This is a genomic window from Pelagicoccus mobilis, assembly GCF_016595505.1.
In the GTDB taxonomy this organism is placed as follows: domain Bacteria; phylum Verrucomicrobiota; class Verrucomicrobiia; order Opitutales; family Opitutaceae; genus Pelagicoccus; species Pelagicoccus mobilis.
On record NZ_JAENIL010000011.1, the window covers coordinates 111,586 to 125,254 of the forward strand.

General features: G+C 52.7%; 10 protein-coding genes and 2 tRNA genes. 11 read left to right on the forward strand and 1 reads right to left on the reverse strand.

All coding sequences use genetic code 11. The features are described 5' to 3' along the window. Nucleotides 1–85 precede the first annotated feature (85 nt). The 11 genes from JIN87_RS07605 (at nt 86) to rpoC (ending at nt 12,782) form a co-directional block, all read left to right on the forward strand. Nucleotides 86–161 (forward strand) — tRNA-Thr (locus JIN87_RS07605). 79 nt (nt 162–240) lie between these two features. After that, nucleotides 241–1,431, forward strand: coding sequence for an elongation factor Tu (gene tuf / locus JIN87_RS07610; RefSeq protein WP_200354945.1), 1,191 nt, complete (start codon nt 241–243; stop codon nt 1,429–1,431). Nucleotides 1,432–1,507: 76 nt separating this feature from the next. After that, nucleotides 1,508–1,583, forward strand: a tRNA-Trp gene (locus JIN87_RS07615). 13 nt (nt 1,584–1,596) lie between these two features. Continuing rightward, nucleotides 1,597–1,800 carry a preprotein translocase subunit SecE gene (secE, locus tag JIN87_RS07620; protein ID WP_200354946.1) on the forward strand — a complete coding sequence of 68 codons (204 nt, stop codon included), beginning with the start codon at nt 1,597–1,599 and terminating at the stop codon, nt 1,798–1,800. Between the two features lie 23 nt (nt 1,801–1,823). Beyond that, a complete protein-coding gene (gene nusG, locus JIN87_RS07625; protein ID WP_200354947.1) occupies nt 1,824–2,399 on the forward strand; it encodes a transcription termination/antitermination protein NusG in 576 nt (191 codons plus the stop codon). A gap of 4 nt (nt 2,400–2,403) precedes the next feature. Next, nucleotides 2,404–2,829 (forward strand): 50S ribosomal protein L11, encoded by a 426-nt coding sequence (gene rplK / locus JIN87_RS07630; RefSeq protein ID WP_200354948.1) that lies wholly within the window; start codon nt 2,404–2,406, stop codon nt 2,827–2,829. 66 nt (nt 2,830–2,895) lie between these two features. After that, the gene (gene rplA, locus JIN87_RS07635; protein WP_200354949.1) at nt 2,896–3,588 is read left to right on the forward strand and encodes a 50S ribosomal protein L1; all 693 of its coding nucleotides are present in this window, start codon (nt 2,896–2,898) and stop codon (nt 3,586–3,588) included. A gap of 20 nt (nt 3,589–3,608) precedes the next feature. Beyond that, the gene (gene rplJ, locus JIN87_RS07640; protein WP_200354950.1) at nt 3,609–4,127 is read left to right on the forward strand and encodes a 50S ribosomal protein L10; all 519 of its coding nucleotides are present in this window, start codon (nt 3,609–3,611) and stop codon (nt 4,125–4,127) included. A 138-nt stretch (nt 4,128–4,265) separates the two neighbouring features. Beyond that, complete coding sequence (gene rplL, locus JIN87_RS07645; RefSeq protein ID WP_200354951.1) at nt 4,266–4,652, forward strand: 50S ribosomal protein L7/L12; 387 nt, start codon at nt 4,266–4,268, stop codon at nt 4,650–4,652. 163 nt (nt 4,653–4,815) lie between these two features. Beyond that, nucleotides 4,816–8,589, forward strand: coding sequence for a DNA-directed RNA polymerase subunit beta (rpoB, locus tag JIN87_RS07650; protein ID WP_200354952.1), 3,774 nt, complete (start codon nt 4,816–4,818; stop codon nt 8,587–8,589). A gap of 29 nt (nt 8,590–8,618) precedes the next feature. Further along, complete coding sequence (gene rpoC / locus JIN87_RS07655; protein WP_200354953.1) at nt 8,619–12,782, forward strand: DNA-directed RNA polymerase subunit beta'; 4,164 nt, start codon at nt 8,619–8,621, stop codon at nt 12,780–12,782. 87 nt (nt 12,783–12,869) lie between these two features. Here rpoC and JIN87_RS07660 read toward each other — a convergent pair whose 3' ends face one another. After that, nucleotides 12,870–13,652 carry a PhzF family phenazine biosynthesis protein gene (locus JIN87_RS07660; protein WP_200354954.1) on the reverse strand — a complete coding sequence of 261 codons (783 nt, stop codon included), beginning with the start codon at nt 13,650–13,652 and terminating at the stop codon, nt 12,870–12,872. Between the last annotated feature and the right edge of the window lie 17 nt (nt 13,653–13,669).

Consider the following 13,669-nt stretch of genomic DNA (forward strand, 5'->3'; position numbering starts at 1 on the left):
GAAAATTTGTTGATATTGTAGTTGACGGCCAAAAATGGCCTGCGCATGTTCTCACTTCTTTTTTTCCAGATCCACTTCTCGAAAGGCCCTTGTAGCTCAGCCGGTAGAGCGCATCCTTGGTAAGGATGAGGTCGGCGGTTCAAGTCCGCTCGAGGGCTCCATTTCGAGGTCGATCGGTTTCGTCGATGGGTCGAAAATTTCCAGAAACCACTTTAATACACACCTAACTCAGAATCAAAAATGGCTAAAGGAACCTTCGAAAGAACGAAACCACACGTAAACGTTGGCACCATCGGACACGTTGACCACGGTAAGACTACGCTGACAACTTCTATCTTGGCCGTACAGGCGGGCAAGGGATTGGCAGAGCTCAAGTCTTACTCTGACATCGCCAAGGGTGGTACCGTTCGTGACGAAACTAAGGTTGTAACAATCTCTGTTGCTCACGTTGAGTACGAGTCTGACAAGCGTCACTACGCTCACGTTGACTGCCCAGGTCACGCGGACTTCGTTAAGAACATGATCACTGGTGCTGCTCAGATGGACGGCGCGATCCTCGTATGTTCTGCTTCTGATGGCCCTATGCCACAGACTCGCGAGCACATCCTCCTCGCTCGTCAGGTAGGTGTTCCAACAATCGTTGTATTCCTCAACAAGTGCGACCTCATCGACGACGAAGAGCTTCTCGAGCTCGTTGAAATGGAAGTTCGCGAACTTCTCGACAAGTACGAGTTCCCAGGTGACGACGCAACAGTTGTTCGTGGTTCTGCTCTTCAAGCTCTCGAAGGTACTGACTTCGGCAAGCAGTGCATCCAGGAGCTTATGGACGCGATCGACACAGATATCGCTGAGCCAGAGCGCGAAATCGACAAGCCTTTCCTCATGTCTGTAGAAGACGTGTTCTCCATCACTGGTCGTGGTACAGTTGCTACTGGTCGTATCGAGCGTGGTGTGATCAAGGTTGGTGAAGAAATTGAAATCGTTGGTCTCAAGGACACTCAGAAGTCTACAGTTACTGGTGTTGAGATGTTCCGCAAGATGCTCGACCAAGGTCAAGCTGGTGACAATGTAGGTATCCTTCTCCGCGGTATCGACAAGGACGCTATCGAGCGTGGTCAAGTTCTCGCGAAGCCAGGTTCTATCACTCCTCATAAGAAGGGTAAGGCTGAAATCTACGTTCTCTCTAAGGACGAAGGCGGACGTCACACTCCATTCTTCAATGGCTACCGTCCACAGTTCTACTTCCGTACAACTGACGTGACTGGTGTATGTGAACTTCCAGAAGGTGTTGAAATGGTTATGCCAGGTGACAACGTTTCTATCGAAGTTTCCCTCACTAAGCCAATCGCGATGGAAGCTGGTCAGCGTTTCGCGATCCGTGAAGGTGGCCGCACGATCGGTGCTGGTCGTATCACTGCGATCGTCGAGTAAGTTCTGACTTAACTTTTTATCCTTTGCCGGAGCCCGTCCCTCGGGTTCCGGCGATTGTATTTCTCTTTTTTGGCATAGGGTAGTGGCTCAATTGGTAGAGCATCGGTCTCCAAAACCGAGGGTTGGGGGTTCGAGTCCCTCCTGCCCTGCCATTCTTTTTATAAAATGAAAAATCCGTTCCGCAGTATTCGCATCTTTACCAGTGAAACGATCACGGAGCTCAAGAAGGCGACTTGGCCTTCCTTGTCTGAGCTTCGCGAGTCGACCTTTGTTGTGCTCATCGCGATTGCAATCATGGGTCTCTTCGTGGCTGTGGCGGACTTTTCTATAGCGAACGTCGTGAATCTGTTCACGAGCTGGATGCGCTAAACCCAACTTCTTCCCGTATTCGAATGTCTGAAACCAGCGCAAAGACAGGCGCCGCATGGTACGTTATCCAAACTCTCTCCAATCAAGAGGGTAAGGTTAAGCGCTATCTGGACAAGTTCATTAAGGAAGAGGAGATGGAGGAGTTCGTTTTCGAAGTCCTCGTGCCGACTGAGACCGTTACTGAAGTTAAGAACGGCAAGAAGTCTCAGATCGTGCGTAAATTTTATCCAGGCTACGCTTTCATTCATATGCGTCTCTACGACGAGAATGGAAAGCTTCTCAACAAGCCTTGGTACTTCGTTCGCGAGACTGCGGGCGTAATCAATTTCGTAGGCGGAGACCGTCCAACGCCTCTCAAAAAAGCTGAGATCGACACGATCCTCAGCCAAGTGGAAGCCGCCACGGGCAAGGAAACACCAAAGGTACAGTTCGAGATCGGAGAAGAGGTCAAAATTACGGATGGCCCATTCCTCAATCTCAATGGCCGCATCGACGAGATCGACCCGGAAAAGGGCAAGCTCAAGGTGTCGGTATCTATCTTTGGACGATTCACTCCAGTCGAGCTGGAGTATTGGCAAGTCGAACGCTTAACAAGCTAAACAAATGGCAAAGAAAGTTACAGGAACCATTCGCCTACAACTCCCTGCCGGCGGCGCAAATCCAGCGCCTCCTGTTGGTCCAGCTCTCGGTGCAGCTGGCGTCAACATCATGGCCTTCTGTAAGGAGTACAACGCGAAGACACAGGACAAGGCGGGTCTCATCCTTCCAGTCGTAATCACTGTCTACCAAGACAAGTCTTTCACCTTCGTACTGAAGTCCCCACCGGCATCTGTTCTTCTCAAGAAGGCAGCTGGCTTGGCTAAGGGTTCAGGCGTACCTAACCGCGACAAGGTTGGTAAGGTAACTAAGGCTCAGATTCTCGAGATCGTCGAAATGAAAAAGGCCGATCTCAACGCTACGGACCCAGAAGCGGCTTCTCGTATCATCGAGGGTACAGCTCGCTCCATGGGTATCGAAGTAGAAGGCTAATATAATAGCTAACAAACTAACCTCAACGCGGGAGCCGGGAGGCGTCTGTACCGCAAGGAGTGCTAAATGGTAAAACTATCCAAAAAGTTTCGTGCTGCTGCTGAAGCTGCCGATCTTAGCAAAGAATATACTATCGCGGAAGCGGTAGAGGTCCTTGGCAAGTTGCCAAAGGCGAACTTCGACGAAACAATCGAAATCTCCCTCAAGCTTGGAGTTGATCCTCGTAAGGGTGACGAAATGGTTCGTGGAACTGTTATGCTGCCACACGGTAGTGGTAAGACTGTTCGCGTTCTCGCGTTCACAAACGATCCTGAAGCTGCGAAGGCTGCGGGTGCGACAGAAGCTGGTCTCGAGGACATGATCGCCAAGGTTCAAGGCGGTTGGTTCGACTTCGACGTAGCGGTTGCGACTCCAGACGCGATGAAGGACGTTCGTAAGATCGCTCGCGTTCTCGGTCCAAAGGGCCTCATGCCAAACCCGAAGGCTGGTACCGTTTCTCCAGACATCGCGAAGGCGATTACTGAAGTTATGGCGGGTCGTGTTGAGTACAAGGTCGACAAGAACGCTTCTCTCGGAGTTGGCGTTGGCAAGCGCTCCTTCACTGGCGAGCAGGTTGTAGAAAACCTCACCGCTATCATGGAAGCGATCGGCAAGGCTCGTCCTTCCGTATTCAAGGGCCGCTACATCAAGAGCGCATCCATCTCCGCAACTCAAACTCCGGGTATCAAGCTCGCGAGCACGGAGTACGCTAAGTACTAAACTAAGGAGGTTTACATACCATGAGACCTGAAAAGAAATTTCTCGTAGACGAGGTAAACACGCACCTCGACAAGTCCGACTACCTCTTCCTCGCTGATTACGAGCGTTCGACCGTAATCGACATCGCTGAGCTTCGCGCTGAGCTGACCAAGGAAGAAGCAGAGTTCCACGTTGTTAAGAACAACATCCTCAAGGTCGCCGCGCGTGACCGTGGTTACCCTGAAATCGACGAACACCTCACTGGACAGAACGCTATCGTAATCGGTGGTAACAACCCATCAGGCGTTGCTAAGGTTCTGACCAAGTTCTTCGACAAGAAGGAAAAGATGGACGTTAAGGTTGGCATCCTCGCCTCCCAGCGTCTTGAGAAGGATGAAGTTGTAGCTCTCTCCAAGCTCCCAGGTTTGGATGCTCTCCGTGCTCAGCTCCTCGGCCTCCTCTCGAAGCCAGCACAAAGCTTGGTATTCGTTATCAACGCGGTACCGCAAAACGTGCTCAACGTACTCCAGGCCAAGGTCGACGCCGAAGGCGGCGAATAAGCCTTTTATTCATTTCAAAACTTTCGAGGGCTTGGATGCCTTCGTCTCTAAAAGTAACCATAACAAAAAAGATACAGGCTAGGATGCGTTTGCATCTTAAACGAGGGAAGCTTCCCGAACTAGCCGATCACTACGAAGATGGCAGACATCACTAAAGAAGACGTAATCGAATGGCTCAGCGGTCAGTCCGTGCTCGAAATCGCAGGTCTCGTTAAGGACCTCGAAGAAAAGTGGGGCGTATCCGCAGCTGCTCCTGTAGCTGTTGCTGCAGCACCTGGTGCTGGTGGCGACGCTGGCGCTCCTGCTGAAGAAAAGACTGAGTTCGACGTAATCCTCGCCGCTGCTGGCGACAAGAAGATCAACGTGATCAAGGAAGTACGTGGAATCACCGGTCTCGGACTCAAGGAAGCTAAGGACCTCGTTGAAGGTGCACCAAAGCCTGTTAAGGAAGGTGTATCCAAGGAGGAAGCTGAAGAAGTTAAGTCCAAGCTCGAAGCTGCTGGCGCTAAGGTCGAAGTTAAGTAACCTTTGTTGCACGCTGCTTTACACAGCTTTTTTCATGAGGCAGGCGCGAATAATCGCGCCTGTCTTTCCTGCGTTTATTAGCCGGGGAATAAATTAGTTTTATACACCTCGTTTTTACCAAGCCGACTCACCACATTTTCGCCCACATCTAGCACAGATTCACATGGCCGACCGCATCAATTTCGGAAAACTTAAGGACGTTATCACGCCGCCAAATCTGATCGAGATTCAGATCAATTCCTATCTCGACTTCCTGCAGAAGGATACCCCGATATCCGAGCGTAAAAACGACGGGCTCGAAGCCGTATTTCGGGAAGTTTTCCCCATCGAGAGCTATGATGGCCGTCTCGTGCTTGAGTTTGTATCCTACACCGTCGGTGACCCTAAGGCTACCGAGATCGAGTGTATCCGCGAAGGTATTACTTACTCCGTTCCTCTTTACGTGAAGCTCCGTCTTCGTGAAGAAGACAACATTAAGGACGAAGAGATCTACATGGGTGAAATCCCAATGGTCTCCGCTCGTGGTTCTTTCATCATCAATGGCGCTGAGCGCGTAGTCGTTTCTCAGCTACACCGTTCTCCTGGTATCGCGTACGAGGTCACTCCGCATACCAACGGCAAGCCGCTGCACGCCTTCCGCATCATTCCTGACCGCGGTACTTGGCTCGAAGTCCAGTTCGACAACAACGACCTCCTCTACGTCTACCTCGACCGCCGTCGCCGTCGTCGTAAGTTCCTCATCACTACGCTTCTCCGTGCTGTGGGCTACAGCTCCGACGTAGATATCCTCAAGCTTTTCTACACAATCGACGAGCTCTCCACTTCTGAAGCCCTCGCGAAGGAAAACGTCTCCCAGTATGTATTGGTTGAAGACGCGATCGACGCGGAAAAGGGTGTTGTTATCGCCCGTGCGTTCGAGCCGCTCACAAAGGCGATCGTTCGTGAGTTCGAAGGCCACGGTATCCCAACCCTCAAGGTTATCGATACTACAGTAGATGATGGCGCGATCGTTCGCGCTATGAAGAAGGACACTTCCCAAAACGAGGAAGAAGCCCTCAAGGAAATCTACAAGCGCCTCCGTCCTGGTGAGCCACCTACAACTGCTAACGCGAAGGCTCTCCTCAAGCGTCTCTTCTTCGATCCAAAGCGATACGACCTCGGTCGTGTTGGTCGCTACAAGATCAACCAGAAGCTCGAGATGGATGTGGACGTCGAGCAACGTACACTCCAAGGCGAAGACATTGTTCTCGCGACCAAGTATCTCATCAAGCTCAAGGCAGGTGAGGGGTACCTCGACGATATCGACCACCTCGGTTCACGTCGTGTTCGTACTGTTGGCGAACTTCTCGCTAACCAATGTCGCCTCGGTCTCGCTCGTACGGAGCGTCTCGTTCGCGAGCGCATGACACTTTACGATCAAAGCGTTGATTCGATCACTCCTCAGAAGCTGATCAACCCGAAGGCTTTGACTACCGTTATCCGCGACTTCTTCGCTCGTTCGCAGCTGTCGCAGTTCATGGACCAAATTAACCCGCTTGCGGAACTCACGCACAAGCGTCGTCTTTCCGCACTCGGTCCAGGTGGTTTGAATCGTGAGCGTGCCGGTTTCGAAGTTCGTGACGTTCACCCATCGCACTACGGTCGTATTTGTCCGATTGAGACACCGGAAGGTCCGAACATCGGTCTGATCAACTCTCTCTCTACTTACTCACGCGTAAACGAGTTCGGTTTCATCGAAACTCCATACCGTGTAGTAGACAACGGGCGTGTCACCGAAGAGATCAAGTACCTCAACGCCGACATGGAAGAGGGTAAGATCATCGCTCAGGCGAACTCCGAGGTGGACGAAAGCGGCAACTTCACCGGTAAGGTAACCGTTCGTCAGTCTGGCGAGTTCTTGGAAGTTGATCCTGATCAGGTTCACTTCATGGACGTATCCACCAAGCAGGTTGTATCCGTTGCGGCAGGACTTATCCCGTTCCTTGAGCACGATGATGCGAACCGTGCTTTGATGGGATCGAACATGCAACGCCAAGGTGTACCGCTTCTCAAGGCCGACTCTCCATTCGTGGGGACCGGTATCGAAGAGCGCGTTGCTCGCGACTCCAAGACTGTATCCGTTTCTGATACAGATGGTATCGTAGCTTCAGTTGATTCGAAGCGCATCGTTATCTCTGAAGACGGTGAACTCCCAGCAAACTTCGAGCGCAAGCCTTACACAGACGTGAAGGCTGGCATCCACGTTTACGAGCTGCGTAAGTTCATGCGTTCCAACGCTGGTACTTGCTTCAACCAGAAGCCAATCGTCGCCAAGGGACAGCCAATCAAGAAGGACCAGATCATTGCTGACGGACCTTGTACTCAGAACGGTGAACTCGCGATCGGTAAGAACATCCTCGTAGCGTTCATGCCGTGGAACGGTTACAACTTTGAGGATGCGATCCTGATCTCCGAGAAGGTTCTCAAGGACGACATCTACACTTCCATCCACATCTCCGAGTTCGAAGTTACAGCTCGTGACACCAAGCTCGGACCGGAAGAAATCACTCGCGATATTCCAAACGTTGGTGAGGAAGCTCTCAAGCACCTCAACCACGACGGTGTTATTCGCATCGGTGCGGAAGTTAAGCCAGGCGACATCCTCGTTGGTAAGATCACTCCAAAGTCCGAAACTGAGCTCGCTCCGGAAGAAAAGCTCCTCCGCGCGATCTTCGGTGAGAAGGCTGCCGACGTTAAGGACACCTCGCTCATCGTACCATCAGGTGTTGATGGTATCGTAATGGACGTGAAGGTTTCTAGCCGCCTCGACTACGAGCGCGAGCGTTTGAGCCCATCCGATCGTCGCCGTCAGGTGAAGCAGATCAACGAAGACTACAAGACGCAGATGGATAAGCTGCGCGAAGGTCTGACTGAAGCTCTCTCCAACATCCTTCTCGGTGAAAAGATCCCGCTCGACGTCGTTAACGGCCAGAACGGTGAGATCATCATCCCTGCGAACCGCAAGATCACCAAGACGCTTCTCCGTAAGCTCGCTGCGGTTTCCAAGCACGTTGAAATCGACCCATCTCCAGTCCGAATCAAGATTATGGAGATCATCGGTTCCTACCAGAGCAAGTTCGACGAGCTCGAAGCGGACCGTGAGCGCAAGACTGCGAACATCGAGTCTGGTGAAGATTCCGCAACTGGCGTGATCAAGCAGGTTAAGGTTTACGTCGCGACCAAGGAAAAGCTCAAGGTCGGTGACAAAATGGCGGGACGCCACGGAAATAAGGGTGTCGTCGCTAAGATCGTTCCAGAAGAAGATATGCCTTATCTTCCAGATGGTACTCCGATCCAGATCTGTTTGAACCCGCTGGGTGTACCTTCTCGTATGAACGTTGGTCAGGTACTCGAAACTCACATGGGTTGGGCGTGTAAGATGCTCGGCATGAAGGTTTCGACTCCAGTCTTCGATGGTATTCCGGAAAAGGTCGTGCGTCAGCACTTGGCCGACGCTGGTCTGCCAACCACAGGTAAGTCCGCTCTCTACGACGGTCGTACCGGTGAGAAGTTGGACAACGAAGTGGTTGTTGGCTGGGTGTACATGCTCAAGCTGAATCACCTTGTTTCCCACAAGATTCACGCTCGTGCGGTTGGTCCATACTCGCTCGTTACGCAGCAGCCGCTCGGTGGTAAAGCACAGTACGGTGGTCAGCGTTTCGGGGAAATGGAGGTCTGGGCCCTCGAAGCTTATGGTGCGGCTTACACGCTCCAGGAACTTCTCACTGTCAAGTCCGACGACGTCCAAGGACGTACCAAAATCTACGAGTCTCTGGTTAAGGGAGATTCAACTCTCCAAGCCGGAACGCCTGAGTCGTTCAACGTATTGATCAAGGAAATACAATCCCTCGGTCTCGACGTGAAGCTCGGTCGCCAAAGCGAACTCGACTACAAGTAATCAACCAAACCGACTGAGGATTTTATATAATGTCTACGCAAGAAGCCCAACAAGTGCTCAGCGCGGAACGCGAATCGAACTTCGATTGCGTTACGATTAATGTCTCGTCTCCAGAAATCATCCGTTCCTGGTCACGTGGCGAAGTCAAGAACCCAGAGACAATCAACTACCGTACTTTCAAGCCGGAGCCAGGCGGACTTTTCTGTCAGCGCATCTTCGGACCGGTACGCGACTACGAGTGTGCCTGCGGTAAGTATAAGCGAATCAAGTACAAGGGTGTCATCTGTGACCGTTGTGGCGTTGAGGTAACTGTATCTCGTGTACGTCGCCAGCGAATGGGCCACATCGAGTTGGCTGTACCTGTTACGCACATCTGGTTCCTCAAGAGCATGCCGTCTCGTCTCGGTCTCTTGCTCGATATGACTGCCCGCAGTCTCGAGCGCGTGATTTACTACGAAGCGTACATGGTCACCGACCCAGGTCGTACTCCGCTTGAAGAGAAGCAGCTTCTCACCGACCAAGAGTACATCGAAGCAATGGCCGAGTACGGCGACGATTCATTCGTTGCTAAGATGGGTGCCGAAGCTCTCCGTGATGTTCTCGTGAATACAGACCTTGAGGTCACTGTTCTCGAGCTTCAGGAAGCAATGCGCTCCACTAAGTCTAAGCAGATCAAGAAGAAGTTGGCGAAGCGCTTGAAGGTTATTCAAGGTTTCATCAAGTCATCTTCTCGTCCTGAGTGGATGGTGCTCGAAGTTCTTCCGGTTATCCCGCCAGACCTTCGTCCACTCGTACCACTCGAAGGTGGCCGTTTCGCGACTTCCGACCTTAACGACCTTTACCGCCGCGTAATCAACCGTAACAACCGCCTCAAGAACTTGATGCAGTTGAAGACGCCGGACGTGATCATCCACAATGAAAAGCGCATGCTGCAGGAAGCTGTGGACGCGCTCTTCGACAATGGTCGTCACGGCCGTCCAGTTACAGGCGCTGGCAACCGTCCGCTTAAGTCCCTCAGCGACATGCTCAAGGGTAAGCAAGGTCGCTTCCGTCAAAACCTTCTCGGTAAGCGTGTCGACTACTCCGGTCGTTCCGTTATCGTTATCGGTCCTGAGCTGAAGCTGAACCAGTGTGGTCTTCCTAAGAAGATGGCTCTCGTACTTTTCGAGCCATTCATCATCCGCCGCCTCAAGGAGCTCGGCTTCGTACACACGGTCCGCGGCGCTCGACGCATGATCGAGAAGCGCTCTCCGGAAGTTTGGGATATCTTGGAAGAAGTTACCAAGGGTCACCCAGTCCTTCTAAACCGTGCGCCAACACTTCACAGACTTTCGATCCAGGCATTCGAGCCAACGTTGATCGAAGGTGAAGCGATCCGTGTTCACCCGCTCGTTTGTACTGCTTACAACGCTGACTTCGACGGTGACCAAATGGCGGTTCACGTGCCTCTCTCGCTCGAAGCGACGCTCGAGTGTAAGATGCTCATGATGGCGACAGGCAACATCTTCTCGCCTTCGTCCGGTAAGCCAATCCTCACTCCTTCTCAGGACGTTATCCTCGGTTCCTACTACTTGACCTTGGAGCCACGCGAGCCTGCAGAAGAGCTCAAGCGTGTACCGCTGCTCGGCAGCAAGACTGAAGCAATCTTCGCCAACCTCGACGGTGCGCTTCACACACACGACTGGGTACGTATTCCAAATCCGGACTACGGACGCGAAACAACCTTCGGCAACGCGGACGCTAAGACCATTACTACAACTGTTGGTCGTATCCGTTACAGTCAGATCTGGCCAGACGCTCTTGGCTTCATCAACTTCCAGGTTGGTAAGAAGGAGCTCGGCGACGTCATCAACAACACCTACAAGGTGGCCGGTTCCGAAGCGACTGTCGTATCTCTCGACAAGCTCAAGAAGCTCGGCTTCGACGTTGCGACCATGGCTGGTATCTCAATTGGTATCGACGACATGATCATCCCAGATGAGAAGGTCGACATCGTCGAGCGCGCCTTCGGTAAGATCTCTGACGTTGATGGCCAGTACCAGAAGGGTATCATTACCGCTGGTGAGCGCTACAACAAGATCATCGATATCTGGACAGTTGCTACCGACGAGATCAAGCAGGCGGTATTCGTACAGCTTAAGACTAACGGTGGTAAGCCAGGCGTGAATCCAGTTTACGTCATGATGGACTCCGGTGCTCGTGGTAACCCGAACCAGGTTCGTCAGCTTTGTGGTACTCGTGGTCTGATGGCTAAGCCATCCGGTGAGATTATCGAACGTCCGATCCTCTCGTCTTTCCGTGAAGGTCTGACCGTTCTTGAGTACTTCATCTCTACTCACGGTGCTCGTAAGGGTCTCGCGGATACCGCACTTAAGACTGCGGACGCGGGTTACCTCACTCGTAAGCTCTGTGATGTGGCGATGGACGTTATCATCACTGAAGAAGACTGCGGCACTCGCGAAGGTATCTGGAAGAAGGCTATCTTCGAAGGTGACGACGAAATCGTTGGTCTCCGCGAGCGTATCGAAGGCCGTTGCTCTTGTGACGACGTTTACAACCCGATCCAGCCAGACGAGCTCGTCGTTGGTTCTGGTGAGCTCATCACTGAGCACGTTGCCAAGCGCGTTGAGGAACTCGGTATCGAGCGTCTCAAGGTCATGTCTCCACTTACTTCGACTGCTTCCTACGGCATCGACGCGAAGTCTTACGGTATCAACCCTGCGTCCAATGACGTGGCGAAGATCGGTGACTCTGTTGGTATCATCGCGGCACAGTCTATTGGTGAGCCGGGTACACAGCTGACCATGCGTACCTTCCACATCGGTGGTATCGCATCTTCGGTTGTTACTGATCCAAAGATCTCCGTTCGTAACGGCGGTATCGTTAAGTACCGTGGTCTCCGTCTCGTTGAGATCGCTCCAGGTGTGAGCGTTGTACTCAATAAGACCGGTTCGGTTCAGATTCTCGACAAGAACAACCGTGAGCTCGAAGCCTACGACATCGTAGTTGGTTCGCTACTACGCGTTGCCGACGGTGGTGAAATCGAAGCAGGTCAGCTCCTCGCAGAGTGGGACCCGTACAACATCCCGGTTCTTTCCGAAAAGCCAGGTACGATCGGCTTCCGCGACATGATCCCAGGTGTTACCATCAAGAAGGAACTCGACGAGTCCTCTGGTCGTATCGCTATCGTGGTCATCGAGCACAAGGAAGACTTGAATCCATCTGTTGAGGTTAAGGATTCTTCCGGTAAGGTACTCGCGGTTTACAGCATTCCGACAGGTGCTCAGGTGGCAGTTACCGAAGGCGACGAAATCGCTCAAGGTGCGCTGCTCGCGAAGACGCCACGTCAGGCTTCCAAGACCAAGGACATCACCGGTGGTCTTCCTCGTGTTGCTGAGCTCTTCGAAGCTCGTCGTCCGAAGGAAGCTGCGGAAATGGCCCGTGTTGACGGTGTTGTTTCTCTCGGTGGTACTATCCGCAACAAGCGTAAGCTCATCGTTACTGACGAAGAGTCCGGCGAAGCGGAAGAGCACCTCATCCCACACGCGAAGCAGATCATCGTTCAGGTTGGCGACGTCGTGCACAAGGGACAGCACCTCACAGAAGGTTCCGCTGATCCGCACGAAATCCTCGATATCCTCGGACCAGCTCGCTTGTACGAGTTCCTCATCAACGAAGTACAAGAGGTTTACCGTCTGCAGGGTGTTACGATTAATGATAAGCACATCGAGCTCATCATTCGTCAGATGCTCCGCAAGGTTCGTATCACCGATCCAGGTGACACTGAGTTCTTCTGGGGCGAGCAGATCGAGCGCACGACCTTCCTCCGTGAGAACAACGAGATCATCGAAGCCGGTGGTAAGCCAGCGGAAGCGGAACCAGTGCTCCTCGGTATCACCAAGGCATCGATCGAGACTGAGTCCTTCATCTCTGCGGCGTCCTTCCAGGAAACCACACGTGTACTCACCGATGCGTCGACCTTGTCCAAGATCGACAAGTTGCACGGCTTCAAGGAGAACGTTATCATGGGTCACTTGATCCCAGCCGGTACCGGTCTCCGCAACTACCGCGACCTCCGCATCACGCTTCCATTTGGTGGCGACATCGAGGACAACGTAGAGCCAGAAGTACCAGCCGCTCCAGTAGCGGAAGCCGCTCCTGAAGCGCCAACCGCGACTCCGGAAGCAGGTTAATCGGAAGTAATAACTTTAGAACAAAGGCCGTATCCTTACAAAGGATACGGCCTTTTTGTTTTTAGGAAAACGGAAGAGTGGGTGAACTCAGACGTAGATCGTGGCTTGGGCGTAGAGTTGGGCTGAGCCGCTTATGAGGACGCGGTCTTCTTGTAGCTCGCAGTTTAGCTCGCCTCCACGTTTGCTTATTTGTCGGGCTGTTAGTTGAGTTTTTTTCAAGCGTTTGGCCCAGTAAGGGGTCAGGATGCAGTGAGCGGATCCTGTCACTGGATCCTCATCGATACCGTCGCCTGGAGCGAAGAATCGTGAAACGAAATCATGCTTATCCCCGGGGGCGGAGACGATGACATTTGAGTTGGGCACTTTGGCGAGCAATGGCAGGTCAGGCTCGAGTTGGCTGACGATTTCCTGATTGGGGAAGATCGCCAGGGCGTACTCTGATTGATGAAATTCGATTGGATTGGCTCCAAAGACATTGACGAACCAATCAGGGGTGGGCGCTGCCTTGGGGAGCTGGCTGGGGAAGTTCAGGGTTAAGCGGTCGCCTGCGGATTCGACGCTTAGCGGTCCGCTTTGAGAGTCGAAATGAAGCGTTTGAGCATCTTCGCCAAGGACGTTTTTAAGGACGAAAGCGCTTGCGAGTGTGGCGTGCCCGCAGAGGGGGACTTCGACTGCTGGCGTGAACCAACGGATGTGGTAATGGCCTGGCCCTCGTTTTACAAAAAAGGCAGTTTCCGCTAGGTTGTTCTGTGCGGCGATCGATTGCAGGAGATCGGTCTCGAGCCACTCTTCCAGAGGGCAAACCGCGGCGGGGTTGCCGGTGAAGGGGGCGTCAGCAAAGGCGTTGATGGTGAAGAGCGGGAGTTTCATGAGGCTTCTTAGTTTGT